The 24,959-nt window shown below is 37.3% G+C and carries 25 protein-coding genes; 3 read left to right on the top strand and 22 right to left on the bottom strand.

The window, feature by feature from the left end:
* Positions 1-5: 5 nt before the first annotated feature.
* The 6 genes from rnc to pta all read right to left on the bottom strand — a co-directional run bounded on the left by rnc (position 6) and on the right by pta (position 4,857).
* Entirely contained in the window at positions 6-692 is a 687-nt protein-coding gene (gene rnc, locus OCV53_RS06670; protein ID WP_022375102.1) for a ribonuclease III, read from the bottom strand.
* 7 nt (positions 693-699) lie between these two features.
* The gene (gene plsX, locus OCV53_RS06665) at positions 700-1,707 is read right to left on the bottom strand and encodes a phosphate acyltransferase PlsX (RefSeq protein ID WP_022375101.1); all 1,008 of its coding nucleotides are present in this window, start codon (positions 1,705-1,707) and stop codon (positions 700-702) included.
* 95 nt (positions 1,708-1,802) lie between these two features.
* On the bottom strand, positions 1,803-1,988 hold the full coding sequence (rpmF, locus tag OCV53_RS06660) for a 50S ribosomal protein L32 (protein WP_008391606.1): 186 nt from the start codon (positions 1,986-1,988) through the stop codon (positions 1,803-1,805).
* A 4-nt stretch (positions 1,989-1,992) separates the two neighbouring features.
* Positions 1,993-2,502, bottom strand: coding sequence for a YceD family protein (locus tag OCV53_RS06655; protein WP_055197272.1), 510 nt, complete (start codon positions 2,500-2,502; stop codon positions 1,993-1,995).
* Between the two features lie 129 nt (positions 2,503-2,631).
* Entirely contained in the window at positions 2,632-3,822 is a 1,191-nt protein-coding gene (locus OCV53_RS06650) for an acetate/propionate family kinase (RefSeq protein WP_055197270.1), read from the bottom strand.
* A gap of 27 nt (positions 3,823-3,849) precedes the next feature.
* Positions 3,850-4,857: a phosphate acetyltransferase gene (gene pta / locus OCV53_RS06645; RefSeq protein WP_055197268.1), complete on the bottom strand. Its 1,008-nt coding sequence runs from the start codon at positions 4,855-4,857 to the stop codon at positions 3,850-3,852.
* A 273-nt stretch (positions 4,858-5,130) separates the two neighbouring features.
* Here pta and OCV53_RS06640 point away from each other — a divergent pair, with 273 nt between their 5' ends.
* On the top strand, positions 5,131-6,342 hold the full coding sequence (locus tag OCV53_RS06640; protein WP_055197266.1) for a tRNA(Met) cytidine acetate ligase: 1,212 nt from the start codon (positions 5,131-5,133) through the stop codon (positions 6,340-6,342).
* Positions 6,343-7,133: 791 nt separating this feature from the next.
* On the opposite strand, the gene OCV53_RS06635 is transcribed toward OCV53_RS06640, so the two are convergent.
* The 9 genes from OCV53_RS06635 to OCV53_RS06595 all read right to left on the bottom strand — a co-directional run bounded on the left by OCV53_RS06635 (position 7,134) and on the right by OCV53_RS06595 (position 13,913).
* Positions 7,134-7,298 (bottom strand): hypothetical protein, encoded by a 165-nt coding sequence (locus OCV53_RS06635; RefSeq protein WP_155492458.1) that lies wholly within the window; start codon positions 7,296-7,298, stop codon positions 7,134-7,136.
* Positions 7,288-7,896: a hypothetical protein gene (locus OCV53_RS06630; RefSeq protein ID WP_022375158.1), complete on the bottom strand. Its 609-nt coding sequence runs from the start codon at positions 7,894-7,896 to the stop codon at positions 7,288-7,290. The genes OCV53_RS06635 and OCV53_RS06630 overlap by 11 nt, the downstream gene beginning before the upstream one ends.
* On the bottom strand, positions 7,897-8,388 hold the full coding sequence (coaD, locus tag OCV53_RS06625; RefSeq protein ID WP_055197262.1) for a pantetheine-phosphate adenylyltransferase: 492 nt from the start codon (positions 8,386-8,388) through the stop codon (positions 7,897-7,899).
* A gap of 3 nt (positions 8,389-8,391) precedes the next feature.
* A complete protein-coding gene (gene rsmD, locus OCV53_RS06620; RefSeq protein ID WP_022375156.1) occupies positions 8,392-8,949 on the bottom strand; it encodes a 16S rRNA (guanine(966)-N(2))-methyltransferase RsmD in 558 nt (185 codons plus the stop codon).
* A gap of 187 nt (positions 8,950-9,136) precedes the next feature.
* Complete coding sequence (locus OCV53_RS06615; protein WP_022375155.1) at positions 9,137-9,358, bottom strand: alpha/beta-type small acid-soluble spore protein; 222 nt, start codon at positions 9,356-9,358, stop codon at positions 9,137-9,139.
* 124 nt (positions 9,359-9,482) lie between these two features.
* The gene (locus OCV53_RS06610; RefSeq protein ID WP_022375154.1) at positions 9,483-9,755 is read right to left on the bottom strand and encodes an acylphosphatase; all 273 of its coding nucleotides are present in this window, start codon (positions 9,753-9,755) and stop codon (positions 9,483-9,485) included.
* A 12-nt stretch (positions 9,756-9,767) separates the two neighbouring features.
* Complete coding sequence (gene recG, locus OCV53_RS06605) at positions 9,768-11,798, bottom strand: ATP-dependent DNA helicase RecG (RefSeq protein WP_055197260.1); 2,031 nt, start codon at positions 11,796-11,798, stop codon at positions 9,768-9,770.
* A gap of 72 nt (positions 11,799-11,870) precedes the next feature.
* Entirely contained in the window at positions 11,871-13,550 is a 1,680-nt protein-coding gene (locus OCV53_RS06600; RefSeq protein ID WP_055197258.1) for a DAK2 domain-containing protein, read from the bottom strand.
* 6 nt (positions 13,551-13,556) lie between these two features.
* Complete coding sequence (locus OCV53_RS06595; RefSeq protein ID WP_055197256.1) at positions 13,557-13,913, bottom strand: Asp23/Gls24 family envelope stress response protein; 357 nt, start codon at positions 13,911-13,913, stop codon at positions 13,557-13,559.
* A gap of 193 nt (positions 13,914-14,106) precedes the next feature.
* Between OCV53_RS06595 and rpmB the strand changes: the two genes are divergently transcribed.
* A complete protein-coding gene (gene rpmB, locus OCV53_RS06590) occupies positions 14,107-14,292 on the top strand; it encodes a 50S ribosomal protein L28 (protein WP_006565876.1) in 186 nt (61 codons plus the stop codon).
* Between the two features lie 566 nt (positions 14,293-14,858).
* Here the strand turns inward: rpmB and OCV53_RS06585 are convergent.
* The 7 genes from OCV53_RS06585 to OCV53_RS06555 form a co-directional block, all read right to left on the bottom strand.
* The gene (locus OCV53_RS06585; protein ID WP_022375515.1) at positions 14,859-15,230 is read right to left on the bottom strand and encodes a GerW family sporulation protein; all 372 of its coding nucleotides are present in this window, start codon (positions 15,228-15,230) and stop codon (positions 14,859-14,861) included.
* Between the two features lies 1 nt (position 15,231).
* Positions 15,232-16,209, bottom strand: a complete 978-nt coding sequence (locus OCV53_RS06580) for a DUF2953 domain-containing protein (protein WP_055197254.1) — start codon at positions 16,207-16,209, stop codon at positions 15,232-15,234.
* Positions 16,206-16,523, bottom strand: coding sequence for a hypothetical protein (locus tag OCV53_RS06575; protein ID WP_022375513.1), 318 nt, complete (start codon positions 16,521-16,523; stop codon positions 16,206-16,208). Before OCV53_RS06575 ends, OCV53_RS06580 begins: the two co-directional genes overlap by 4 nt.
* Before the next feature lie 105 nt (positions 16,524-16,628).
* Complete coding sequence (pyk, locus tag OCV53_RS06570; RefSeq protein WP_022375512.1) at positions 16,629-18,071, bottom strand: pyruvate kinase; 1,443 nt, start codon at positions 18,069-18,071, stop codon at positions 16,629-16,631.
* Positions 18,072-18,116: 45 nt separating this feature from the next.
* Positions 18,117-18,986 (bottom strand): rhomboid family intramembrane serine protease, encoded by an 870-nt coding sequence (locus OCV53_RS06565; protein WP_055197252.1) that lies wholly within the window; start codon positions 18,984-18,986, stop codon positions 18,117-18,119.
* A 28-nt stretch (positions 18,987-19,014) separates the two neighbouring features.
* On the bottom strand, positions 19,015-19,947 hold the full coding sequence (locus OCV53_RS06560; protein ID WP_022375510.1) for a magnesium transporter CorA family protein: 933 nt from the start codon (positions 19,945-19,947) through the stop codon (positions 19,015-19,017).
* Between the two features lie 133 nt (positions 19,948-20,080).
* On the bottom strand, positions 20,081-20,425 hold the full coding sequence (locus tag OCV53_RS06555; protein ID WP_055197249.1) for a LysM peptidoglycan-binding domain-containing protein: 345 nt from the start codon (positions 20,423-20,425) through the stop codon (positions 20,081-20,083).
* A 216-nt stretch (positions 20,426-20,641) separates the two neighbouring features.
* Here OCV53_RS06555 and OCV53_RS06550 point away from each other — a divergent pair, with 216 nt between their 5' ends.
* Complete coding sequence (locus OCV53_RS06550; protein ID WP_055197248.1) at positions 20,642-24,859, top strand: 2-hydroxyacyl-CoA dehydratase; 4,218 nt, start codon at positions 20,642-20,644, stop codon at positions 24,857-24,859.
* Positions 24,860-24,959: the final 100 nt, after the last annotated feature.

Below are 24,959 nucleotides of genomic sequence, written 5' to 3'. Positions count from 1 at the left end.
TCATGTTATTTTTTGTGGCTTTTGATCGCTTCAAAGGCTGCATGTTGTTCGGCCGCTTTTTTGCTATGCCCAGCTCCTGTTCCGATCACTGTATCTCCAAGTCTTGCCTCTACTGTGAAGATTTTTGCATGATCTGGTCCTTCTTCCTTGACTAGAACATATTTTAATCTGCCTTTTCCTTCTCCCTGAACAATCTCCTGAAGATTTGTCTTCGCATCAAAAAATAAAACTTTATTTTCTACGTCTTTAAATAAATATGTTTCAACAAATTTTGTTGCAGTCTCAATTCCCTGGTCTAAATAGATTGCACCGATCACTGCTTCAAATGCGTCTGAAAGAATAGAATCTCTTGATCTTCCACCTGTCATATCTTCTCCTTTGCTTAAGAGAACATATTTACCTAAATTAATATCTCTTGCACATCCTGCAAGTGTCGGCTCACACACAAGACTTGCTCTGATCTTACTTAGCTTACCTTCTGGCTCTTTTGTATAAGTTCTGTAAAGATAATTGCTTGTTACAAGTTCTAATACCGCATCACCTAAAAACTCCAAGCGTTCGTTATTTTTATCTTTGCTCATTCTTCGTTCATTCGCATAGGAACTATGAATAAAAGCATTCCAAAGAAGGGATGGTTCATGAAATTTAATTCCTATCTGCTCTTGAAATTCTTCCACACTTTTTGCATCCATTTCTATTTTATCCTTTCACAATCTGATCTTTTACTTTCTGTGTAATATTTTCTTCTGCAAATGCAATACACTGAACGATCGCATTTTTCATTTCTTTTGCTGTTGCTGATCCATGGGCTTTTACAACTAGGCCATTTAAACCAAGAAGTGGTGCTCCACCATACTCTGAAGCATCAAATTTCTTTAATGTTTTCTTCAGTGCTGGTTTCGCCAGTAATGCACCGATCTTACTCTTTAGTGTTGACATCATTCCTTCCTTGATCTGGCTTACTAATACCGCTGATAATCCTTCTTCAAGTTTCAAGACGATATTCCCAGCAAATGCATCACATACAACAACATCCGCTGCACCATATGGAATTTCTCTTGCCTCGATACTTCCAATATAATTAATATTTTCACATTCTTTTAATAATGGACCTGTCTCCTTAACAAGCTGATTTCCCTTTGCTTCTTCCACACCAACATTGACAAGACCGACTCTTGGATTCTTGATTCCAAGGACATCTTCCATATAGATAGATCCCATCTGTGCAAATTGGAGTAAGTATTCAGCTTTCGCATCCATATTTGCTCCTGCATCAACTAACAGCATAGGCCCTTTGGCTGTTGGCATAACTGCACCTAATGGTGCTCTTTTGATTCCTTTGATCCTTCCAACAACAAACTGTCCTCCAACAAGGATCGCTCCCGAACTTCCGGCTGACACAAATGCATCTGCAGTCTTATCTTTCACCATTTTCAGTGCAACCACCATGGAAGAATCTTTCTTCTTACGAATCGCTTCTACTGGTGATTCGTCACAAGAAATTTCTTCTTCTGCATTTATGACTTCTACCTGTTCACTCTTATACTGATATTTGCTTAATTCTTCATGAATTTTCTGGGATTTTCCTACTAAAAATACTTTGAGATTATTTCTTTCATTCACAGCATCAACTGCACCTTTTACAATCTCTCCTGGTGCGTTGTCTCCACCCATAGCATCAACAGCAACTTTGACTAATTTCTCCATACGACCTATTCTCCTTTTCTTTTAAAATAGGAAATGCCATACGCATAAACCTTCTTAAAAAGTCTAAACGTATGGCATTTTTCTTTGATTTACCATTATTCAGCGTGTGCTGAAACAATTTCCTTTTTATTGTAAGATCCGCAGGCTTTACATACTCTGTGAGGCATCATAAGAGCACCACATTTGCTGCATTTTACAAGTGTTGGAGCAGTCATCTTCCAGTTTGCTCTACGTCTGTTTCTTCTTCCTTTGGATGATTTATTCTTTGGACAAATTGACATTGGTTTACACCTCCTTAAAATTCTTAAAAATATCCTGAATCGCTGCCATACGAGGGTCTGCCACCGTACGATCGCAGCCACACTCTTTTTTATTCAGATTCGTTCCACATACCGGACAAAGTCCTTTGCAGTCTTCCTTGCACAAAACTTTGGACGGAAGTTTTGGAACAACTTCATCGAAGATCAATATATCAAGATCAAGTTCCTTGTTCTCGATATATGAGGAGTCTTCCTCATCAAGATCCGAAAAATCTAATTCTTTCGTCACCTTGACGGAAACCGGATAACTCACTTCCTCAAGGCATCGACTGCATGGAATTCCAAGCGTAACTTCTGTCTCAAATGAAAATGATATCTTATCCTTTCCAATATTTCTAAAAACGATCGAAAAATCACTCTTCTCTCGAATAGGATAAGACACACCTTTTAGCTTAATCTCATTCAGATTGATTGACGCTTCGACGGTTTCTTCATATTTAGGTACTGAAATAATTTTTGATAATTGAATCTTCATACGATCTCCTAAATTTTCATACTGTACTATTATACGAATGTGCTTCTGGTTTGTCAAGTAATTTTCCTTACTTTTAAAAAAAACAATCCAGAAGCACATTTTAACAAGTTCTATTTTTTCATAAAATAATTATTTTACAAGGGCTACTGTGTCTCTTGCGATCATTAATTCTTCATTTGTTGGTATACACAGTAACTTAACTTTCGCATCATCTTTAGAAATCACCGCTGGTTCTCCAGCAACCTTATTCTTCTCTTTATCAAGATCTGCTCCAAGATATCCAAGATATTCACAGATTGCTGCACGTGTAATATCATCATTTTCTCCAAGTCCTGCTGTAAATGTGATTGCATCTACACCATTCATAGCTGCTGTATAAGCACCAATGTATTTTGCTACACGATATGCATATGCATCTAATGCTGCAGCTGCAGCTTTATTACCTTCAGCTCTTGCTGCTTTTACATCTCTAAAGTCAGAAGATACTCCAGATAATCCATAAACTCCTGATTCTTTATTTAAAATATTTAATACTTCAGATGCTGTTTTATTTTCTTTGTTTGCAATAAATTCAACAATCGCTGGATCAAGATCTCCAGAACGTGTTCCCATGATCAATCCTTCAAGCGGTGTTAATCCCATAGATGTATCTACAGATTCTCCACCTTTGACTGCTGTTACACTTGCACCATTTCCAAGATGACATACAATAATTTTTAAGTCTTTGATATCTTTTCCTAACATTTTTGCTGTCTCTAAAGATACAAACTGATGAGATGTTCCGTGGAATCCATAACGACGGATACCATCTTCATCATAGTATTTTCTAGGAATACCATATAAGAATGCTTTCTCTGGCATTGTCTGATGGAAAGCTGTATCAAATACTGCTACCATTGGAAGTCCTGGCATTAATTCCTGACATGCACGAACTCCAATTAATCCAGCTGGGTTATGAAGTGGTGCGAATACGCTGCATTCTTCAACTTCTTTGATAACCTCATCTGTGATCAGACATGATTTTGTAAATTTCTCTCCACCATGAACGATACGATGTCCTACAGCACCGATCTCATCAAGGCTTTCTACAACTCCGTTTTCTTTATCTGTCAGCTGATCGATAACAATTCCGATTGCTGTCTTATGATCTGGCATAGCAGGTGTAGATTTGATCTTGTCTTTTCCTGCTGGCTGATGTGTTAATGCTCCGTCGATTCCGATTCTTTCGCATAATCCTTTTGCTAAAACACTTTCTGTCTCTGAATCGATTAACTGATATTTTAATGATGAGCTTCCGCAGTTGATAACTAAAACTTTCATGAAATATGATTCTCCTTAAATTTATTCTTATTTATCTGCTTCCAGTGCTGCTGCCTGTACACATGTGATTGCTACTGCACCAACGATATCTGATGCTACACATCCACGTGATAAGTCATTGACTGGTTTTGCGATTCCCTGTGTAATAGGTCCGAATGCCTGTGCTCCACCTAATCTCTGTACTAATTTGTATCCAATGTTACCAGCATCTAAGTCTGGGAATACTAATACATTTGCTTTACCAGCAACTTCACTTCTTGGAGCTTTAGCTGCTGCAACTTCTGGTACGATTGCTGCATCAAGCTGTAATTCTCCACAAATTAAATACTGAGGATATTTTTCTTTAGCGATATTTGTTGCTTCTACAACTTTTGTTACATCGTCATGTTTTGCACTTCCGCATGTAGAATGGGATAACATTGCAACTCTTGGTGTTGCTCCGATCAGCTGTTCAAATGTCTTAGCTGAACTTGAAGCGATCGCTGCTAACTGTTCTGGATTTGGATTCTGGTTCAGTCCACAGTCAGCGAATACGAAACATCCGTTTTCTCCCATATCTTTTGCCTTTGTATCCATTAACATGAAGGCAGATACGATTTCTGTACCAGGTGCAGTTTTAACAACCTGAAGTGCTGCACGAAGTACGTTTGCAGAAGAGTTGATTGCTCCTGCTACCATTCCGTCTGCATCTCCGACTCTTACCATTGTTGCTCCGAAGAACAGTGGGTTGGATAGCAGAATCTCTTTTGCATCTTCTGGAAGCAGTCCTTTGCTCTTTCTTGCTTCACATAAAGATTCGATATATGTATTTAAACGATCACTGTTTTCTGGATCAACAAAAGAAGCTTTTGATAAATCCAATCCTTCTGCTTTTGCTTTAATCTCGTCTTCTTTTCCAACTAAAATAATATCAGCAATTCCTTCACTGATAACTTCTGCTGCTGCTGTTAATGTTCTCATGTCTGTAGTTTCAGGCAGTACAACAGTTTTCTTATTTGTTTTTGCCTTGTTTTTAATCTCATCAATAACACTCATTTTTCGCGTTGCTCCTTTCAACTTTCCAAAAAGATGAATTTAATCCTGTTAAATTATACAACATCATTTCTGTGTATACAATAATGGTATTTGTATTTTTCGTTGTACATTTCCAGAAAAATCTATATTCTATTCTACATTTTTTTGTTTCCTCTGACAAGATACTTGTTGTCCATTTTTTGTTTTTTGTGCAATTTTACTTTTTTTGTTTCGTGATTTATAATACATTTATTATATAAAAGATTTAATTTTGAAATTCTGAAAGGATATTTTATGAAGACTGCAGCTATCATTTGTGAATATAATCCGTTTCATAACGGACATAAATATCATATTATGGAAACAAAGAAAAAAACCGGAGCTAAACGTGTAATTGCGCTAATGAGTGGAAACTACGTCCAGCGTGGAACTCCGGCGATTATGGATAAAAAAATACGTGCTCATGCAGCTCTACTGTGTGGTGTTGATCTTGTAATCGAACTGCCTCTTTTTGCAGCTGCCTCTTCTGCTCCTGATTTCGCCATGGGTGCTGTTACTTTGCTTGATAAATTAGGTGTTGTTGACTACCTTTCTTTCGGAAGCGAATGTCAAGAGATTAACAAACTTAAAGCAATTGCATCCTTTCTTATTAAATATGAAAATGAAATTGAATCCGGCATAAAAGATCTTATGAGCCTTGGACATTCTTATCCAAAAGCTAAAGAACTGTATCTTACAACTCACCTTAAGGATGCTTCCATGATTCAGATTTTAAAGCAGCCAAATAACATTCTTGGGATTGAATATCTAAAAGCATTGATCCGTCTCAACAGTTCTATAACACCGGTCTGCGTAGAACGAATTGCAAACGATCATCACAGCACAGATCTGACACCATCGATCTCTTCTGCGACATCGATCCGCAGTACACTCGAGCAAAATCTGATCGAACCATTATTTTCAAGAGTCCCTGATTCTTTGCATGATCTGTATAAACATCATTACCAACATGATTTTCCTGTATGTTCAGATGACTTTTCTCTTCTTTTGCAAACTAGTATTCATTCCACTGATGATCTGACTAAGATTGTCGGAATTTCTAAGGATTTCAGCGATCGCCTTATGAAAAAACTTCGTCCTGATCAGTCCTTTGAAGATCTTATTTTAGCATGTAAGAGCAAAAATATCACGTGGAGTAAAACAAGCAGAAACCTTCTCCATATTATGCTTGGAATGACAGATTCGAAATTTCTTCTGGCAAAGAAATATCATATGGCACCTTATTACCAGATCCTTGGTTTCCGCCGGGATTCTTCTTCTTTGATCGGTGCTATAAAAAAAGAAACAAGTCTCCCTATGGTCCGTCACCTCCGTCCACTCCACGATCCACTTGAAAAAGAGCAGCAAATTCTGTTGTCAGTTGATCAATATGCCCACCAGATATATCAGGCTGTCATAGGTCAGAAATTCCATACGATCTTGAAAGATGAACAGATTATCGTCTAGTTTTATCTCCCGTTTCATACATTATAAAAAAGGAACGGGAGATTTCCTATGCGTAATGGTATTATTCAATTTTTGCTCATTTTTTGTGCAGTTTCCTTGTTATTTTTTCCACAAACTTCAATCGATGGAGCCAAAAATGGACTACTTTTATGGTCTGCAACGATCACTCCAACACTTCTTCCATTTTTACTTCTATCTGGTTTTATGCAATATTACCAAACGTTCCATTTTCTTTCCCGCCTGTTTTTCCCTTTAAAAAAGCTCTTTCCTGACATTAATGATGACTTTTTCTACACCTGTATTCTTGGTTTTTTCTGTGGCTGTCCACTCGGTGCAAAAATTATCAATGATCTTATTCTCTCTGGTTCTTATACCAAACAGGAAGGTCAGGCACTTCTTTATGTTTGCAATCAGATCAGCCCAATGTTTACTATTGGATATACATTAACTTTGATTCTCCACGGAAACATAAATACTCTTTGTTTCTTTTTCTGTCTTTATTTCCCTGTACTTTGTTATCTTTTTTATTTATTTTATCTATTTTTCACAAAAGATTTTCTTCATGCACATCAAATTTCACATCCTGTTTCTATAAAAAAATCGGCTGATCAGATAATCTTTGACAGTCTCCATTCTATTTTTACGATCGGTATCTGTATCATGATCTTTTCGATCGGTGCATCTTTAATCTCTGTTTTACCATTTCCATTTTTTATAAAGCAAATGCTGATCGCTATATTTGAGATTACAAACGCCGTCTCTTATTTTGGTACAATGCAGATTTCTTCTTATCATAAAATAATCCTTCTTTGCATGATCACTTCTTTTGGCGGACTTTCTGCTGCTGCACAGACAATAAGCGTATGTAAAAAAAGCAGACTTTCCTTCTGGAAATATCTGCTTGTTAAATTCTTATTCAGTTTATCAAGTGGTCTGCTTGCTGCCCTATTCTTCATCTGAGATAAAATCTTCAACCGTTCTCGTTCTTGTCTGAGGTATGCTGACTCCTGAAAGCTGTTCTTCAATCTCTTTCGCATTTGTCTTAATTGATTCAAGATCAGAATCTAATGCAGACAACAACTGATCAAATATACTTTGCTGTGCTTCTTTTACGCTCACAACATATCCCTGAACATCTTCCATGATCTCATTGACATAACGAAGTGCTCCTGCGCGGATCTGATCTGCTTCTTCATTCGCATTATGCATCACACTTCTTGCTGTTTCTTTGGCATGGTTCTCAATCTCATCTGCCCTCATCTTAGCCATCTCAACAATCTCATTATGATCGATCAATTCTCCTGCATCTTTCGCTGCCTGGTCGATCGTCTGTTGTGCTTTCACTCTTGCATCTTCTAAAATCGCATCTTTATTAAGAATGATCTTATGGCTTCGTTCAATCTCTCCTGGAATCTGTTTCCTTAATTCTTCGATCACTGTCATCAAAACATCTTTCTCAATTGTGATCTTTCCCGGACTAAATCTTGCCGGTTTTGCTTCATCGATCAGAACCTCGATATCATCAATCATCTCATGTAAATATTTTTCACTCATTTATTTCGCCTCCTGTGCTTTAAATTTCTTCTCAAGACATTCTTGTACGTAAGGCGGTACCATCTCAGAAACATCTCCATGATAAGAAGCTATTTCTTTTACGATCGTGGAACTTACATAAGAATACTCTATGCTGGTTGTAAAAAACATTGTATCTAAATCTTTATTCAACTTCGCGTTTGTCTGGGCAATCTGAATCTCATACTCAAAATCTGTTACTGCACGCAATCCTCTTACAGATACACTGGCCCCTTGTTCTTTTGCAAAATCTACCAATAATCCCGAAAATGACACTACTTCTACATTATCAAGGTGACTTGTTGCCTTGCGTATCATATCGACTTTCTCCTGTGTCGTAAATAATGGTTTCTTGGCGCTATTAACCAGCACTGCGACGATCAACCTGTCAAATACCTTTGCTGAACGCTCAATAATATCAATATGTCCATATGTAACCGGATCAAAACTTCCCGGATAAACTGCAATACTCACTTTCTAATCCTCCTGTGTCTTCATCAAAAATGTATGTTTATTTGTCTTATATTTCTTGACTCTTGACACCTTTAATTCCTCAAAATCTGAAATCTCCGTCTCAAGTGATGACTCTGCGATCACGACCGTATCTGGCGTGCAGATTGTTGAATCATTCAGTACCGCCAATACCTCATCTTCAAATCCTTTGTTGTATGGAGGGTCCATAAAAATATAATCAAATGTTATCTTCTTTGCTTCTAACTGCCTGATAGCTGTTATGACATCCACAGCCATAACTTGTGCTCTGTCATCAAGCTTTGTATATCTTAAATTCTCTCGGATACATCGAAGTGCCGGCTTTGCCTTCTCCACAAAATAAGCCTGCTTTGCACCGCGGCTCAATGCTTCAATTCCAATCCCGCCGCTCCCGGAAAAAAGATCCAGAAATGTGCATCCGGCAATATCATATTGTATCATATTAAATAATGTTTCTTTGATGCGATCCTGCGTAGGTCTTGTCTCCATACCTTCGATCGTCTTTAATTTTAAACTCTTCGCACTTCCTGCTACGACTCTCATAATCTATGTACATTCCTTATCTGTATTTTATTCCACGATACACTTCTGCTTTCGCAGACTATCATTCTTTTATTTTATTATATCTACAGATTTTGTCAACCGACAATGAGAAAGAAGCAGTCATAGTTTATGCTTTCACTGCCTCTTTCTCTCTTATCTTTCTTTTTTCATTTGTATTTTTAATTTACTAGCGAGACATTTCTTCTTCCTGTCTGCGGATCATCTTACGAACCATTTCTCCTCCGACAGATCCTGCCTGAGCAGTTGTCAGATGTCCATTATATCCATCTTTTAAATCCACGCCAATTTCATTTGCTACTTCAAACTTAAATTTGTCTAAAGCTCCTCTTGCTTCTGGTACTTCGACTCTGTTTGTTCCTTTGCTTCTTGCTGAAGTTCGTTCTTCCATTTTGAAAGACCTCCATTTCTTTTGTTTGTTGTTTGTTACGTTCATAGTATATGTAAACGTTCAAAAGATACACTAGAATCTTTTACATATTGTGGAATTTTTTTGTAACTGTTTCTGATATTTTTTAATATCTTACATGAAATCCTTTTTCTTTTTCATCATATGGGCGTTCCTCTTTTTCAATATGATCAATTCTTACAAAACGATTTCCAGTCTGTGTTAATTCAAGAAATTGTTCGATCTGAAGCCTTGTTCCCTGAACTTCCGCTGTTACCGAACCATCCAGCATATTTTTTACCCATCCACTCAGATGACATTTTTCTGCATTCATTGCTGCAAAAAAGCGAAATCCCACTCCTTGGACCCTTCCTGTAAACCTTAGATAAAAACGTACCATATCTTCTTCCTCCTATATATTTCTTGCAAGACCGATCTGTTTTTCCAATCTGCTATTTTTTAAATTTGAAAAATCAAATTCTTCTTCTTCAAGTTCTTTCACTGCATCTGCCGCCTGCTTCATAATATCTGCATTCGTATAAATATCTGCTAAAACAAAATCTATCATTCCACTCTGTCTGACTCCAAAGAAATCTCCAGGTCCTCTTAATTTCAAATCCTCATTTGCGATGTAAAATCCATCATTTGATTTATTCAATACTTCTAAACGCTGCATAGTTTCTTTTTTCTTGGAACTTGTCATAAAAATGCAGTATGACTGATAAACGCCTCGTCCAACTCTTCCTCTTAACTGATGAAGCTGTGCCAGCCCGAAACGTTCTGCATTCTCTACCATCATAACCGTTGCATTCGGTACATTTACGCCAACTTCCACAACCGTTGTTGATACAAGTACGTCTATCAGCCCTTCTGAAAAATCATCCATCACTTTCTGCTTATCTGCTGCTTTCATCTTCCCATGAAGATAACTGATCCTTACCGATGGTGCAAACTGGCTTCTTAACATCTGTGCATACTGAATGACATTCTCCCCTTCCATTGGCTCACTTTCTTCCACCATTGGACAAATGATGTAAACCTGCCTTCCTTGACTTACCTGTTTTTCAATAAATCGATAGGCTGTCGGACGGTAACTTGTATTTACTACACAGTTTTTGATCGGCAATCTCTCTGCGGGCAGTTCATCAATGATCGATACATCAAGATCTCCATATAAGATGATCGCAAGTGTTCTTGGAATCGGTGTTGCACTCATAACAAGCACGTGTGGTTTTTCTCCTTTTAACGATAAACTTTCTCTTTGTCTTACTCCGAATCTATGCTGTTCATCTGTAATAACAAGTGCTAATTTCTGATATTCTACCTTATCCTGAATTACCGCGTGAGTTCCGATCACAATATCAATCTCTCCACCCTTAATCTTCTGGTAAATTTCTCTTTTTTCTTTTGCTTTTGTTGATCCTGTTAATAATGCAATCTTGATTCCATATGGATTCAAAAGCTCCATAAATGATTCGTAATGCTGCGTTGCAAGTACTTCTGTCGGGGCCATTAAAACGCCTTGATATCCAGCCTTTGCACACATCAAAAGCAATATGATCGCAAGGATCGTCTTTCCTGAACCTACATCCCCCTGCACAAGACGATTCATAACTTTTCCCGATGCCATATCTTTTGCCATCTCATTTAACGCCTGTTTCTGTGCTCCTGTCAGCTCATATGGAAGATTCGCTATTAATTCTTTTGCTTCCTTACAAACACCGATCTTATATCCTTCTTCTTTAATATCTTCACCTGATGTTATCATATGCATTGCTGAGATAAAAATAAAAAATTCATCAAAGATCAAGCGTTTTTTTGCTTCTATCAGATCATTCTTGGACTCTGGAAAATGAATATTCCAAATCGCTTTGTTATATTCCATCGGATGATACTGATCAAGAATATTCTGTGGAAGATATTCTGGAATCTGAAAAATATAATCTTTTGTCTGAAACATTGCTTTGGATACCAGCTTATTGGTAAGCCCGCTTGTCAATGGATAAACTGGCTGCAGTGTTTCCTGTTTTGCCTCATAATCTTCTGGTGTAAAGATTTCTGGATGTTCCATTGTGATCCTGCCATTCTTGTAGATCGGTGTCCCTGTAAATATATAGTCTCTTCCCTGATGTAATTGTTTCTTTAAATACGGCATATTATACCATACAAGCATGATCGTTCCCGTGTGATCCTTTGCAGTGCAAGTAACAATCTTTATTCTTCTTGCATACTGAATATGCACTTCTGAATTAATGCGTACTGCAATCGAAACCCTCTGTCCGATTTCTAATTCATGGATGTCTTTTGGGTCTTCGTAAGTGAGATAATATTTAGGATACATCGTGATAAGACTATCAATATCCCGAATTCCAAGTCTTCCAAATGCCGTTGCACTCTTCTCCCCAATTCCTTTTAATTCTATGATATTCGTTGTTCCATCCATAGGTCTCTCCTTAAATAGTTCCTCTTAAAAGCAAAGAAACCCCGCCTTCAAGCGGGATTTCTTTGTATCATCTTATTCTACTGACAATAAGAAATAATAAATCGGCTGTCCGCCATATTCTAACTGTACATCACAGTCACCATATGTTTCTTCTACTTTCTCAAGTAATGCTTCTGCCTGTTCTTTTGTTGTATCTGCTCCATAGTAAATGCTGATCAGCTCGCTGTCTTCATCTACCATCTCTTCTAATAATCCTAATGTAACCTTCTCGATATCCTGTCCGACTTTCTTGATTCCATCATCATCAATTCCCATAATATCATCAATCTTGATCGCAATTCCATTGATGGATGTATCTCTGACCGCATAAGTTACTTCTCCAGTCTTGACGCATTCGATGATATCTTTCATACTTTCTTCATTAGACTCGACATCTGCTTCTGGATCAAATCCAATGATCGCTGAAATTCCCTGGGGAACAGTTGTTGTCGGAATGATCACAACATTCTTATCTTCTACTAAAGACTGTGCCTGTGTTGCTGCAAGAATGATGTTCTTGTTATTCGGCAGGATAAAGACTGTCTCTGCATTAACCTGTTCGATCGCATTCAACATATCTTCTGTACTAGGGTTCATTGTCTGACCACCTTCGATCAGATAATCTACCCCTAATTCACGGAAAATGTCATTCATTCCCTGTCCAATAGAAACTGCTACAAATCCATAATCTTTCTTCGGTTCTTCTGGTTTCACTGGCTGATCGTCCACCTGTGCTTCTGCCTGTGTAAGATTCAAACGCTCTCTGTGTTCTTCTCTCATGTTATCAATCTTCATATTCGTAAGTTCTCCATATGTGAGACCTTTTTCGATTGCTTTTCCAGGATGATTTGTATGCACATGAACCTTAATGATGTCTTCGTCTGCAACGACTACGATAGAATCTCCGATTCCCATTAAGAAATCTTTGAATTTCTGTTCTTCTTCCATAGAAATCTCTTCTTTGGTCATAACAATAAACTCTGTACAATAACCAAATTTGATATCCTTCTCTTCCAATGGTGCTTCTGTCTGTGTCGCTGCTGGCTTCTTTGCAACTCTTTCTACACCACTTAGATCAACTTCTTTTCCGGACAATACATCTACTGCCCCCTGAAGAAATTCTACCAGTCCCTGTCCACCTGAATCCACAACACCTGCTTCTTTCAGTACTGGAAGCATGTCTGGTGTTTTCTTAAGAATCGCATTTGCTTCCTTGATCACAACCTCTGCAAATTCATTAAAATCTTCTGTTTCTCTTGCACATGCTACTGCTTTCTCCGCCGTTACTTTCGCTACTGTAAGGATTGTTCCTTCTTTGGGTTTCATAACAGCTTTGTACGCTGTATCTACCGCATTCTTAAACCCCGCTGCAGCAGTTTCGGTTGTCAGAACATCTTCACCCTTGACACCTTTGTAAAATCCTCTGAATAACTGAGATAAGATAACTCCAGAGTTACCTCTTGCACCTCTTAAAGACCCGCTTGATAATGCTCTTGTAACTTCCTTAACTGTTACTTCTGGTGCATTTCCAACTTCTTTGGCTGCTGCAAGTGCAGTCATTGTCATATTCGTTCCTGTATCACCATCTGGTACAGGGAATACATTCAGTTCATTAATATATTCTTTATTCGCCTCTAATCTCTTGGCTCCGCCAATCAACATCTTCTGCAGCAATGCTGCATCTATCTGTTTCATCTTAATCTTTGCCTCCATCATCTATTATCCTATATCTTTTACGCCTTCAACGTAAATATTGATCCGTTCTACTTCAAGGCTTGTAAATTCTTCCACACGATACTTTACAGATTCCATAAGATTGCTTGCCACTGTAGAAATAGAAACTCCATAAGATACAATAATATGGAAGTCTATCGTGATCTTATTATTATTTACTGAAACAAATACACCTTTTCTGATATTATCTCTTGTCAAAAGCTTGGCAATTCCATCTTTCATATTCACCATTGCCATTCCTACAATACCAAAGCATCCAAGAGCACAGATTCCGGCATATTTCGCAATTACCTGATTTTCAATGGAGATTTCTCCATTCTTTGTATTCACATGTCCTTTCATAAATTATACCTCCAAACGAGAATTCATATAACTCGATTATACATTATGAAACCCTCTAAGTCTAGTGTTTCAAAAAATGATTTAAAATAAAAGCAAATTTATTCTTGATTTTTATAAATCAATCTGTTAGAATGAAATAGTTGTCGAGCCTGGAATGAAACAGGAATAGAGATTGGAATAAGGAGGTGCTAACATGGCAAAATGTGCTATTTGTGGCAAAGGTGCTCATTTTGGAAACGCAGTGAGCCATTCACATAGAAGATCAAACAAAATGTGGAAATCAAACATCAAATCCGTAAGAGTTAAAGTTAACGGAGCAGCTAAGAAAATGTACGTTTGTACTTCTTGCTTAAGATCTGGTAAGGTTGAACGTGCTTAATCTTGATTGATTATATAAGAAACCACTAAGAGTTGGAATTTTTCCAACTCTTTTTATTTTACCTTTCTATTGAAATTCATTTAAAAAACAAACAATACGCTATAATGTCACATCCTATACAAATAACTATTTTCATAGGATCATGCGTAATCCAAAATCCCGCAAACAACCCCATAGAGAAAAAGAAAAAAGCAATAGCCCAGACTCGTTTCATATTTAAAAATCCTTTTTGTACATATTTATTCCGAAATTTTATTACTCATTCCTTTATAAATTTGGGTTTGCGACGGTAGGCTTTTGTATATGATAAAAAATAAATAAGCAACTGAACGCGATGCATTGGAATTTTGCCATATTTTGAATAAATTCGTAGCCCAATTGGACGATTGTCTGAGCTTCAAAGACTTTTGTCTGAAACAAAACTCCAAAGCGAGTTATCGTAGGAAATTGGGCGGATCAGCGATTTGTTCAAAATATGAGCAAAATTCCACCGCATCGCGTTCAGTTGCTTATTTATTTTTTATCATATACTCGAATTCTACAATTGGCCAACTCGAAATTAAAATTTACTTTTCAAGATCATCCACAATATCTTCCAAACTTTCGTTCTTACCTGCGAACCTGTCAATCACATCTGGTACCATATCCAATAACTTCACGATCGTCTCCTGATTCTTAATGTTCACAAGCTTCGTCTGTCCATCTTTAATAACAAGTACAGCACTTGGAGTCATCTTTCCTCCAATTCCTCCTCCACTTTTATCTTTCTTGTCTCCAGAGAAAGCTCCTGCACCCATTCCGAAGGAGACATCTACTAATGGTAAGATGATGGTATCTTTGATATAGATAGGTTCTCCTACGACTGTTTTTGATGTTAAGAATCCTTCCATGCCGTCAAATAGTGAACCCATGGTATCTTTTAAATTTTCTTTGCTCATTTTAGTTGCCTCCTATCATTCTTAATGCTCGGTCTTTTTGTTTTATTAGTTCATCTTTGTCTTTGTATATTTTCCATAACAGCTGTAAGATCTTATATCTTCTTATACTTCCTTTGATCTTTAAATGTCCTTTTAGAGTTCTTTTTTCAAAGTCTGGTGTAATATCTATGCGATCTCCGTAAATTGGAATCAGTACCGCTGCCCATCCTAAGACTTTCCCTGTGTAATATGGGTCTTCGAAACCAAATGTTATCTGTGCATTTAGTTTCTGCGGAAGCAACAGCTTTACTGCATTTATTCCATATTCTTTGATTCTCTTTATTGCATTGATAATATCTTCGTCTTCTAAGATGTCTCCAACAGTCTCCATCTTATCTGTAATCTTACGAATCTTTGTTATGAGATTCTTGCATTTATTATAACACTTTTTGAGAAGATTCACGATTTTTTTGCCGAAAAACTCCTTGTCTTTCTTTGTTGATTCTTCTTTTTCATCCCATGTAAGATCAAATACGTCTTCTGAAGTCTTTTTTATTGTTATATCTTTTGCTTCCCGAACCACCTTTTTATCTGAAATTTGTTCTTGTACAGTATGCTTTTCCTGTTTTATCTGTTGTTTATTTTGTTTCGCTTCTTTTTTTGATTTCTTTTCAGATGTCGATTTTTTCTTATGTTTCTTCTTGTTTTTCTTCTTATCTTTCTCTGGATGCTCCCCTAATACAGACCAATGGTCCTTTCGTGAATCATATACCGGAATTCCAAAGATGCGGATTGCAAAGTTAAGTTCTTCTTCATAAAACACCTTTGCCCGTAAAAATACGACTGCCCATGATACTTTCGCTTGTGCTTTCGGTGTTTTATCATCAAAATCTCCTTCCATCTGGTAACAGATTGGAAATATCAGAAGGATTAAAAGTAACACGATCGGTATCAAGATCAGGATTCCTATGATCTTTAATATAAAAAATAGTATGCTCATTTATCTTCCCCGCAGAAATATGTTGTGATGTCTTTTAATTTTCCTTTATGATACAGATCATCGATCATACGTCTTAACATAACGACTGCATCATCTTTTCCTGCTGCCATCCCTACGATTGTAATATCTTTTTCTTTGTGAATATCTGATAATAATTCATTATAAGGATATATTTCCAGAAATGCACTGTTCCAGAGTGGCAGTGTGATACAATACAGTCTTGAAATTGATTTTTCTTTCTCTATTTTGCGAAGTAAGTGCCTCTTTTGTATTTTTAATATCTCTGATATGTATACACGTTCTGAAACTTTCACTCGTATTTCCTCCTGAAAATATCCCATCTTATCTTAGTGAATTTCCTGATAAAAGAAAAAAGGGATGTATTGCTACATCCCCATTCTATCATATATTCGTGTCGATTACTCGCCAAATTCACCGATTTTTACTACTTTTAACATATTTGTAACACCTTTTCCACGGTGGTTAGCTGGTCCACCACCTGTTAAGACTAAGATGTCACCTTTCTCAGCAAGTCCTGCATCTAATACGATATCTGTTGCTTCATCTAACAGATCTTTTGTTGTCTCAGCTTTGTGAGATTTGAAAGGACGTACTCCCCAATAGATCTGCATCTGACGTACGATCGCATCATCTGGTGACAAACCGATGATCTGTGCATCTGGTTTGAATTTAGATACGATTCTTGTTGTGAATCCTGACATACTTGATGCTAAGATACATTTTGCATTTACATTGTGTGCTGTCTGTACTGCAGAATAAGCAACTGCTGCTGAAATTCCACGATTGATATATTTAGATCTGTAATCTTTGATCTTTGTGCTTAAGTGAACTTCTGTTGAGATTGCGATCTGATTCATCATCTTAACAGCTTCTACTGGATATTTACCTTTTGCTGTTTCTCCAGATAACATGATCGCATCTGTTCCATCATAGATCGCATTTGCCACGTCTGTAGCCTCAGCTCTTGTTGGACGTGGGTTACGGATCATAGAATCTAACATCTGTGTAGCTGTAACAACTGGTTTGAATGCATCGTTACATTTTCTGATGATCTCTTTCTGTAAGAAAGGTACTTCTTCAGCAGGTACTTCAACACCAAGGTCACCACGGGCAACCATGATACCAGCAGATGCATCGATGATCGCATCAATGTTTTCAACACCTTCCATGTTCTCGATCTTAGAGATTACACCAACATGCATGTTATGTGCACCGATGATATCTTTGATCTCTTCTACAGCTTCTGCATTACGGATGAATGATGCTGCGATGAAGTCGATTCCATTCTCAAGACCGAATTCGATATCTGCTTTATCTTTTTCTGTGATAGATGGTAAGTTAACTCTTACGTTAGGTACGTTAACACCCTTACGGCTTCCTAAAAGTCCTCCGTTGATAACGTCACATACGATATCTGTTCCATCTTTGATCTCTTTAACTTTTAACCCAATTAATCCGTCATCGATCAGGATTGTGTTTCCAGCTTCTACATCCTGTGGAAGTTCCGCATATGTAATGCTGGTAATTTCATTATTTCCTTTGATGTCTCTTGTTGTCAGTGTATATTCCTGACCTGTTACTAATTCAACATCATCATCTGTTTCTAATAATCCTGTACGGATCTCTGGTCCTTTTGTATCAAGTAAAATAGCGATTGGTAAATTCAGTTCTTCTCTAAACTTCTTAATTCTCTTGATACGTCCTAACTGCTCTTCATGATCTCCATGAGAGAAGTTTAAACGGGCAATGTCCATTCCTGAACGCATCAGGTCTTTTAATACCTCATCGTCGTCTGTTGCAGGTCCCATTGTACAAATGATTTTTGTCTTCTTGGTTAGCATAATTTTTCTCCTTTGGTTTCAAAATATATTTAAATAATAAACAACTCACCTTTTCACATGCTTATGGGTAAATAAATGATCTTGACAATATTCATAATTCCCATCGCATTTTGAACAATAACGAAATTCCAATTCTGGATCGTCAAGTTCTGTTCTGTGGCACACTGCACATTCGTGCATCGCACCATTCTTCTTCTTTGGCGTGATCGTCTTAGCTTTGTACGCTCTTGCCTTCTTCTTATGTATTGTTTTAGCCTTGAAGTTTGCTCCCATTCTTCGGATCTTCTTCATAGAGAAGAAAAATAGTAGAAAATTTAACAAAGCTGCAACTATAGATACTTTAACCGAAATTCCGGCAACTGTAAAGCCTGAACTTAAAAAAATGTAGATTAAATATAATCCATCTAAGTATCCAAGCCATTTTACCTTGATTGGAAGGATCATATACAAATATACTTCCATCTCTGGAAACATTGCTGCATATGCTAAAAACAATGTCATATTCAGATAAAATGTGTCCATATTCACAAAAGCACCATAGGATTCTCCATACGCAAACGTAAGAATCACATAGGTTAAGAACGCTCCAACGATCGTTCCTAAAACTCCGATCAAATAATACATATTAAATCGGAAAGTACCCCATACCTGCTCTAATGAGCTTCCGATAGAGTAATAAAATAATAATACAAATATTACAAAAATCAAATTCGTCTCTGGTCCGATCAGTAAAAATGTTACTAATCTCCAGACTTGTCCGTGAAGGATCAGATACGGATTCAATTCCAGTAAGCTGTATAATTGTGGTGATATATTTGCGATCACAAATCCAACCGCATATAATAAAACTATGATCTTTGGAAGATCTGAAATTGCATATTTGCCAAATTTCTCTTCCAGTTTATTTAGCCACATAAAAAACCTTTCTTATCATCAATCAATATTAAAACATGTTTTTCTTACCCAGGATGTATCCTCCAAAAATTGTGAGAATTAAAGATACGATCACTAGGATCAAAAATCCATATGGTGAATGTGCTAATGGTACTGGAACATTCATTCCCCAAAAACTTGCGATCATCGTTGGAATCGACATAACGATCGTGATGATTGCAAGAACTTTCATTACTATGTTCAGATTATTTGAGATAACTGATGCATATGCATCCATTGTACCACTTAAGATATTACTATAAATATCCGCCATCTCAATAGCCTGTTTATTCTCTATGATAACATCATCCAGTAATTCCTCATCTTCCGGGTACTGTTTGATCTTATCAATCTTTAGCATCTTCTCAAGTACCAGTTCGTTTGATCTTAAGGATGTAGAAAAGTAAACCAAACTCTTCTCTAATTCCAAAAGCTCTATAAGTTCCTGATTCTTCGTTGAGATGTGAAGCTGTTTTTCAACAGAATCACTCTTTTTATCAATGATTCGCAGATATTGAAGATATAATGATGCATTCCTGTAAAGTATCTGTAAGATAAATCTTGTACGCTTAAATGTCCAGAAATTTCTAACTCTTCCATTCTTAAAGTCTGCAAGAACAGAAGTATCTTCAAGACATACTGTAATGATCACTTTCTCAGTCAGAATAATACCACATGGAATCGTTAAGAAATATTCTTTTTCTTTTCGTTCCTCTGTTGTTGGTACGTCTACGATAAACAAGGTATAACCTTCTTCCACCTCGATATGCGAACGTTCTTCTTCGTCCAAAGGGGCTCTAAGATCATCAATATCTATCTTATATTCTGCCGCAATCGTTGCAAGTTCTGCCGCTGTGGGATGAACTAACGATATCCATGTACCTTCCATAGGTTCACTGATTTCATGAATCTGATGATCCATCGTGCGATAATACTTGATCATTGTCCGCTCCTTTCTATGGAAGTACCTTGTCCATAAGTTTCCCACAAAACAGGGCTCTGTATTCTCACAGATCCTGTTTTCTTCTTTGGAATATCTAAAACTCCAAACTTTTACCTATTTCATTATAAAGAACTCATTTTGCTTTGTCAATTAACAGTACTGTACCAACTGGCAATGTCATTTCCCTTATTTTTTTGTTACTTTTTGCTAAATTTTCCACTGTTGTTTTGTGCATATTGGCTATATTAAGGATTGTTTCTCCTTTTTTTACAATATATGGAGTGTATGCATTTTCTGCAACACTTAAAAATCCAGGAACACATAATTCATCACCGATCTGTAAATTATACACATTAACAAAAGGATTTTCTCTCATGATATCTCTTACCTTCACTCCATATGCCTTTGCGATCTGATACAGGCTGTCTTTTTCTTTTACAATATAAACTGTTCCTTTGCATGTATTTGTTTGACTCATTTTTAAGAATTCCTTCGCTTTTTTATAGAATATGCAGCAGCATTTCCTTGTTTCCACTATTTTCCCCCGATTTTTTAGATAATATTCCTATTTGCAATTATTTTGAAAATGATTATAATAGATATAATGTCCATGTATATTGGACAGATATGTTTTTTTAACATTATTTTAACGCTTGAAATTATAGTATTTTATAGAAAGCAGGTATACGAGAAGATGAAACGATTAGGAATTGATATTGGCTCAACGACAGTCAAGGTCGCTGTCATCGACGAACAACATAATATACTTTTCTCTGATTATCAGAGACATTTTGCTAAGATTCAGGAAACACTATCTTCCTTATTAAGAAAAGCAAAAGACCAGATCGGAGAAATGACGTTTGCTCCAACCGTTACCGGTTCCGGAGGACTTTCCATTTCTTCTTACTTAGACATCCCATTCTGTCAGGAAGTTGTCTGTGTATCCAGTGCATTACAGGATTACGCTCCTCAGACAGATGTTGCCATCGAGCTTGGTGGTGAGGATGCAAAGATCATTTATTTCACACATGGAATCGATCAGCGTATGAATGGTGTCTGTGCTGGTGGTACAGGATCATTTATCGACCAGATGGCTTCTTTATTACAGACAGATGCCGGCGGATTAAACGAATATGCAAAAGATTATGACACAATCTATCCGATCGCAGCCCGCTGTGGTGTATTTGCAAAGACTGATATCCAGCCTCTGATCAACGAAGGTGCAACGAAACCAAACCTTGCTGCCTCTATTTTCCAGGCAGTTGTAAACCAGACGATCAGTGGTCTTGCATGTGGTAAACCAATCCGTGGAAACGTTGCTTTCCTTGGAGGTCCTCTTCATTTCCTTACAGAATTAAAAGAGGCATTTATCCGTACATTAAACTTAAAAGATGATGAGATCATTGCTCCAACTCACTCTCATTTATTTGCAGCTGTCGGTGCTGCCTTAAATGCAAAAGAGGAAGTTACAACTGATTTTGAACATTTATTAAAGCAGTTTGAGAAGAAGATTGAGCTTCAGCAGGAAGTTGACCGTTTAGAACCTTTATTTAAGAGCGAACAAGAATATAAGAGTTTCGTAAAAGATCATAACCGCCATGTTGTAAAACGCGGAGATCTTTCTACATATAAAGGAAACTGTTACTTAGGAATCGATGCTGGTTCCACAACAACAAAAGTTGCTTTAGCTGGTGAAGACGGAGAACTTCTCTACAGCTACTACAATAATAACAACGGAAGTCCGCTTCACGCTGTTGTCGAGGCACTTCATGAGATTGATAAACAGATGCCAAAAGAAGCCAAGATCGTATCTTCCTGTTCGACAGGATACGGAGAACATCTGATCAAGGCTGCGTTAAACCTTGATTTTGGTGAAGTTGAAACAATTGCGCATTACTATGCTGCTGCATTCTTTGATCCTGATGTTGACTGTATCCTTGATATCGGTGGCCAGGATATGAAATGTATCCGTATCAAAAACGGTGTCGTTGATGATGTACAGTTAAATGAAGCCTGTTCTTCAGGTTGCGGATCATTTATTGAAACATTCGCAAAATCCTTAAATCATTCCGTACAGGAATTTGCAAAAGTTGCCTTAACAGCACAGAATCCGATTGATCTTGGATCACGTTGTACAGTGTTTATGAACTCTAAGGTAAAACAGGCACAGAAAGAAGGAGCAAGTGTTGGAGATATCTCTGCTGGTCTTGCTTACTCTGTTATCAAGAATGCTTTATACAAAGTTATCAAATTAACAGATCCTTCTGATCTTGGAAAACATATCGTTGTGCAGGGTGGTACATTTTATAATGATGCGGTTCTTCGAAGCTTTGAACGTATCTCTAGATGCCATGCTGTAAGACCTGATATTGCTGGTATCATGGGAGCTTTCGGTTCTGCACTGATCGCCAGAGAACGTTATGAAGCAGATATGGAAACTTCTATGCTTCCTTTAGAAGAGATCTTTGCTATGAGTGTTGATACATCTATGACACGATGCAAAGGCTGCACAAACCACTGTCTGTTAACGATCAACAAATTCTCAAACGGCCGCCGTTATATCACAGGTAACCGTTGTGAACGTGGTGTTGGAAAAGAACCAAATGCAGAACATATTCCAAACCTTTATGATTACAAACTCCATCGTACTTTTGACTATGAACCTTTATCTGATGAAAAAGCTTCACGTGGTGTCATTGGTATCCCTAGAGTTTTAAATATTTATGAGAACTATCCATTCTGGTATACATTCTTTACAGATCTTGGATTTAAAGTTGTGATATCTCCAGAATCTTCCCGTAAGATTTATGAGTTAGGTATCGAATCTATTCCAAGTGAATCAGAATGTTACCCTGCAAAATTAGCCCATGGTCATGTGATGTGGCTGATCAAACAGGGAATCAAGGATATCTTCTACCCTTGTATTCCTTATGAACGTAACGAGATGGAAGGTACAAATAACCATTACAACTGTCCGATCGTTACTTCTTATGCAGAAAATATCAAAAATAACATGGAAGAACTTGCTACAGAGCATATCAACTTCATGAATCCATTCTTAGCACTGGATAATGAAGAAGCCCTGAAATCCCGTTTATTCGAGGAATTAGAAGCTCAGTATCATTTAACAGTAGATGAAGTCAATCATGCGGTTGATAAGGCGTATGCAGAACTTGCACAGGTTCGTACAGACATTCAGAATAAAGGTGAGGAAGTACTTGCTTACCTTGCTGAAACTGGTAGAACTGGTATCGTTTTATGTGGTCGTCCATATCATATCGACCCTGAGATCAATCATGGTATTCCAGAGCTGATCAACTCTTATGGAATCGCCGTTTTAACTGAAGACTCTATTTCTCATTTATCAAAGGTTGAACGTCCATTAAATGTACAGGATCAGTGGATGTATCATTCCAGATTATATGCTGCAGCAAACTATGCAAAAGCAAATAAACAGTTAGAAGTCATTCAGTTAAACTCTTTCGGTTGTGGACTGGATGCGGTTACAACTGACACAGTAAAAGATATCTTAACAAAATCTGGACGTATCTACACAGTATTAAAGATTGATGAAGTAAATAACCTTGGTGCAGCAAGAATCCGTATCCGTTCACTGATCAGTGCTGTTCGTGTCCGTAAAAAACATAAGATTGAACCAAAACCTGTATCTCCAGCGATCAAACGTGTGGAATTTACAAAAGAGATGCGTAAAAACTACACACTGTTAGTTCCTCAGATGTCTCCGATCCATTTTGAATTCTTAGAACCTGCCCTGCAGTCTTGTGGATATAACGTTGAAGTTTTAAATCAGGGTGGTATGGAAGATGTTAATACAGGACTTAAATATGTAAATAATGATGCTTGCTATCCATCTCTGATCGTGATTGGACAGTTAATGAATGCATTGCTTTCTGGTAAATATGATCCTCATAAGATCGCACTTGTCATCTCTCAGACTGGTGGTGGATGCCGTGCTACAAACTATATCAGTTTTATCCGCCGTGCGCTTGAGAAAGCTGGTTATGGTTATGTTCCTGTTATTGGTTTAAGTGCACAGGGAATTGAGAAAAACAGCGGATTTAGTTTTACACCTGGTTTATTAAATAAAGCAGTTCAGGCGATCGTTTATGGTGATGTCTTTATGAGAACGGTTTATCATACACGTCCTTACGAAGTAAAACCTGGTTCTGTTAATAAATTACACAAACAATGGGCTGCAAAATGTAAACGTGATATTGCCAAAGGTAACTTCTACACATTCCAGAAGAATATCCGTGGAATCATTCGTGACTTTGACCGCATTCCATTAAAAGATATTAAGAAACCTCGTGTCGGAATCGTTGGAGAGATCCTTGTGAAATTCCTTCCAGATGCAAATAACCACTTAGTAGAACTTCTGGAACGTGAGGGTGCGGAAGCTGTTGTACCTGATTTATTAGATTTCTTCATGTACAGCTTCTACAACAGTAACTTCAAATACCGTTACCTTGGTAAATCTAAGAAATCTGCGATCATCAGCAATTCCGCGATCTGGATCGTTGAACGTTATCGTCAGACTCTTCGTAAAGAACTAGCCAAGAGTAACCGTTTTGAACCACCTGCATATATCAAAGATCTTGCAGAATATGCAAAACCATTTGTATCCATCGGTAACCAGACTGGTGAAGGTTGGTTCTTAACAGGTGAGATGGTTGAACTGATTCACAGCGGTGCTCCAAATATCGTATGTACACAGCCATTTGCATGCTTACCGAACCATGTCGTTGGTAAGGGTGTTATCAAAGAAATCCGTCAGGCATTCCCTGATGCGAACATCGTGGCGATTGACTATGATCCGGGAGCTAGTGAGGTTAACCAGATCAACCGTATTAAGCTGATGCTTTCTGCGGCTGAGAAGAATATGAATAAATAGTTATTTTTCTATTGTTTAGAATCAAATGCTAATAAAAAGAAGCCATGTTCCGGCATAGATAAATCTTGTCTATGCTTGTAACATGGCTTCTTGTTTGTTT

The organism is Anaerostipes amylophilus (assembly GCF_025567365.1).
Lineage (GTDB): Bacteria > Bacillota > Clostridia > Lachnospirales > Lachnospiraceae > Anaerostipes > Anaerostipes amylophilus.
The sequence above is the reverse complement of the archived record's forward strand: the minus strand, read 5'-3'. Positions and strand labels throughout refer to the sequence as shown.

Coding starts and splice junctions, on each gene's coding strand:
- rnc (WP_022375102.1), bottom strand. CDS start 692: ATGGATGCAAAAAGTGTGGAAGAATTTCAAGAGCAGATAGGAATTAAA.
- plsX (WP_022375101.1), bottom strand. CDS start 1,707: ATGGAGAAATTAGTCAAAGTTGCTGTTGATGCTATGGGTGGAGACAAC.
- rpmF (WP_008391606.1), bottom strand. CDS start 1,988: ATGTCAATTTGTCCAAAGAATAAATCATCCAAAGGAAGAAGAAACAGA.
- OCV53_RS06655 (WP_055197272.1), bottom strand. CDS start 2,502: ATGAAGATTCAATTATCAAAAATTATTTCAGTACCTAAATATGAAGAA.
- OCV53_RS06650 (WP_055197270.1), bottom strand. CDS start 3,822: ATGAAAGTTTTAGTTATCAACTGCGGAAGCTCATCATTAAAATATCAG.
- pta (WP_055197268.1), bottom strand. CDS start 4,857: ATGAGTGTTATTGATGAGATTAAAAACAAGGCAAAAACAAATAAGAAA.
- OCV53_RS06640 (WP_055197266.1), top strand. CDS start 5,131: ATGAAGACTGCAGCTATCATTTGTGAATATAATCCGTTTCATAACGGA.
- OCV53_RS06635 (WP_155492458.1), bottom strand. CDS start 7,298: ATGAAGAATAGGGCAGCAAGCAGACCACTTGATAAACTGAATAAGAAT.
- OCV53_RS06630 (WP_022375158.1), bottom strand. CDS start 7,896: ATGAGTGAAAAATATTTACATGAGATGATTGATGATATCGAGGTTCTG.
- rsmD (WP_022375156.1), bottom strand. CDS start 8,949: ATGAGAGTCGTAGCAGGAAGTGCGAAGAGTTTAAAATTAAAGACGATC.
- OCV53_RS06615 (WP_022375155.1), bottom strand. CDS start 9,358: ATGGAAGAACGAACTTCAGCAAGAAGCAAAGGAACAAACAGAGTCGAA.
- OCV53_RS06610 (WP_022375154.1), bottom strand. CDS start 9,755: ATGGTACGTTTTTATCTAAGGTTTACAGGAAGGGTCCAAGGAGTGGGA.
- recG (WP_055197260.1), bottom strand. CDS start 11,798: ATGGATGGAACAACGAATATCATAGAATTAAAAGGAATTGGGGAGAAG.
- OCV53_RS06600 (WP_055197258.1), bottom strand. CDS start 13,550: ATGGAGGCAAAGATTAAGATGAAACAGATAGATGCAGCATTGCTGCAG.
- OCV53_RS06595 (WP_055197256.1), bottom strand. CDS start 13,913: ATGAAAGGACATGTGAATACAAAGAATGGAGAAATCTCCATTGAAAAT.
- rpmB (WP_006565876.1), top strand. CDS start 14,107: ATGGCAAAATGTGCTATTTGTGGCAAAGGTGCTCATTTTGGAAACGCA.
- OCV53_RS06585 (WP_022375515.1), bottom strand. CDS start 15,230: ATGAGCAAAGAAAATTTAAAAGATACCATGGGTTCACTATTTGACGGC.
- OCV53_RS06580 (WP_055197254.1), bottom strand. CDS start 16,209: ATGAGCATACTATTTTTTATATTAAAGATCATAGGAATCCTGATCTTG.
- pyk (WP_022375512.1), bottom strand. CDS start 18,071: ATGCTAACCAAGAAGACAAAAATCATTTGTACAATGGGACCTGCAACA.
- OCV53_RS06565 (WP_055197252.1), bottom strand. CDS start 18,986: ATGTGGCTAAATAAACTGGAAGAGAAATTTGGCAAATATGCAATTTCA.
- OCV53_RS06560 (WP_022375510.1), bottom strand. CDS start 19,947: ATGATCAAGTATTATCGCACGATGGATCATCAGATTCATGAAATCAGT.
- OCV53_RS06555 (WP_055197249.1), bottom strand. CDS start 20,425: ATGAGTCAAACAAATACATGCAAAGGAACAGTTTATATTGTAAAAGAA.
- OCV53_RS06550 (WP_055197248.1), top strand. CDS start 20,642: ATGAAACGATTAGGAATTGATATTGGCTCAACGACAGTCAAGGTCGCT.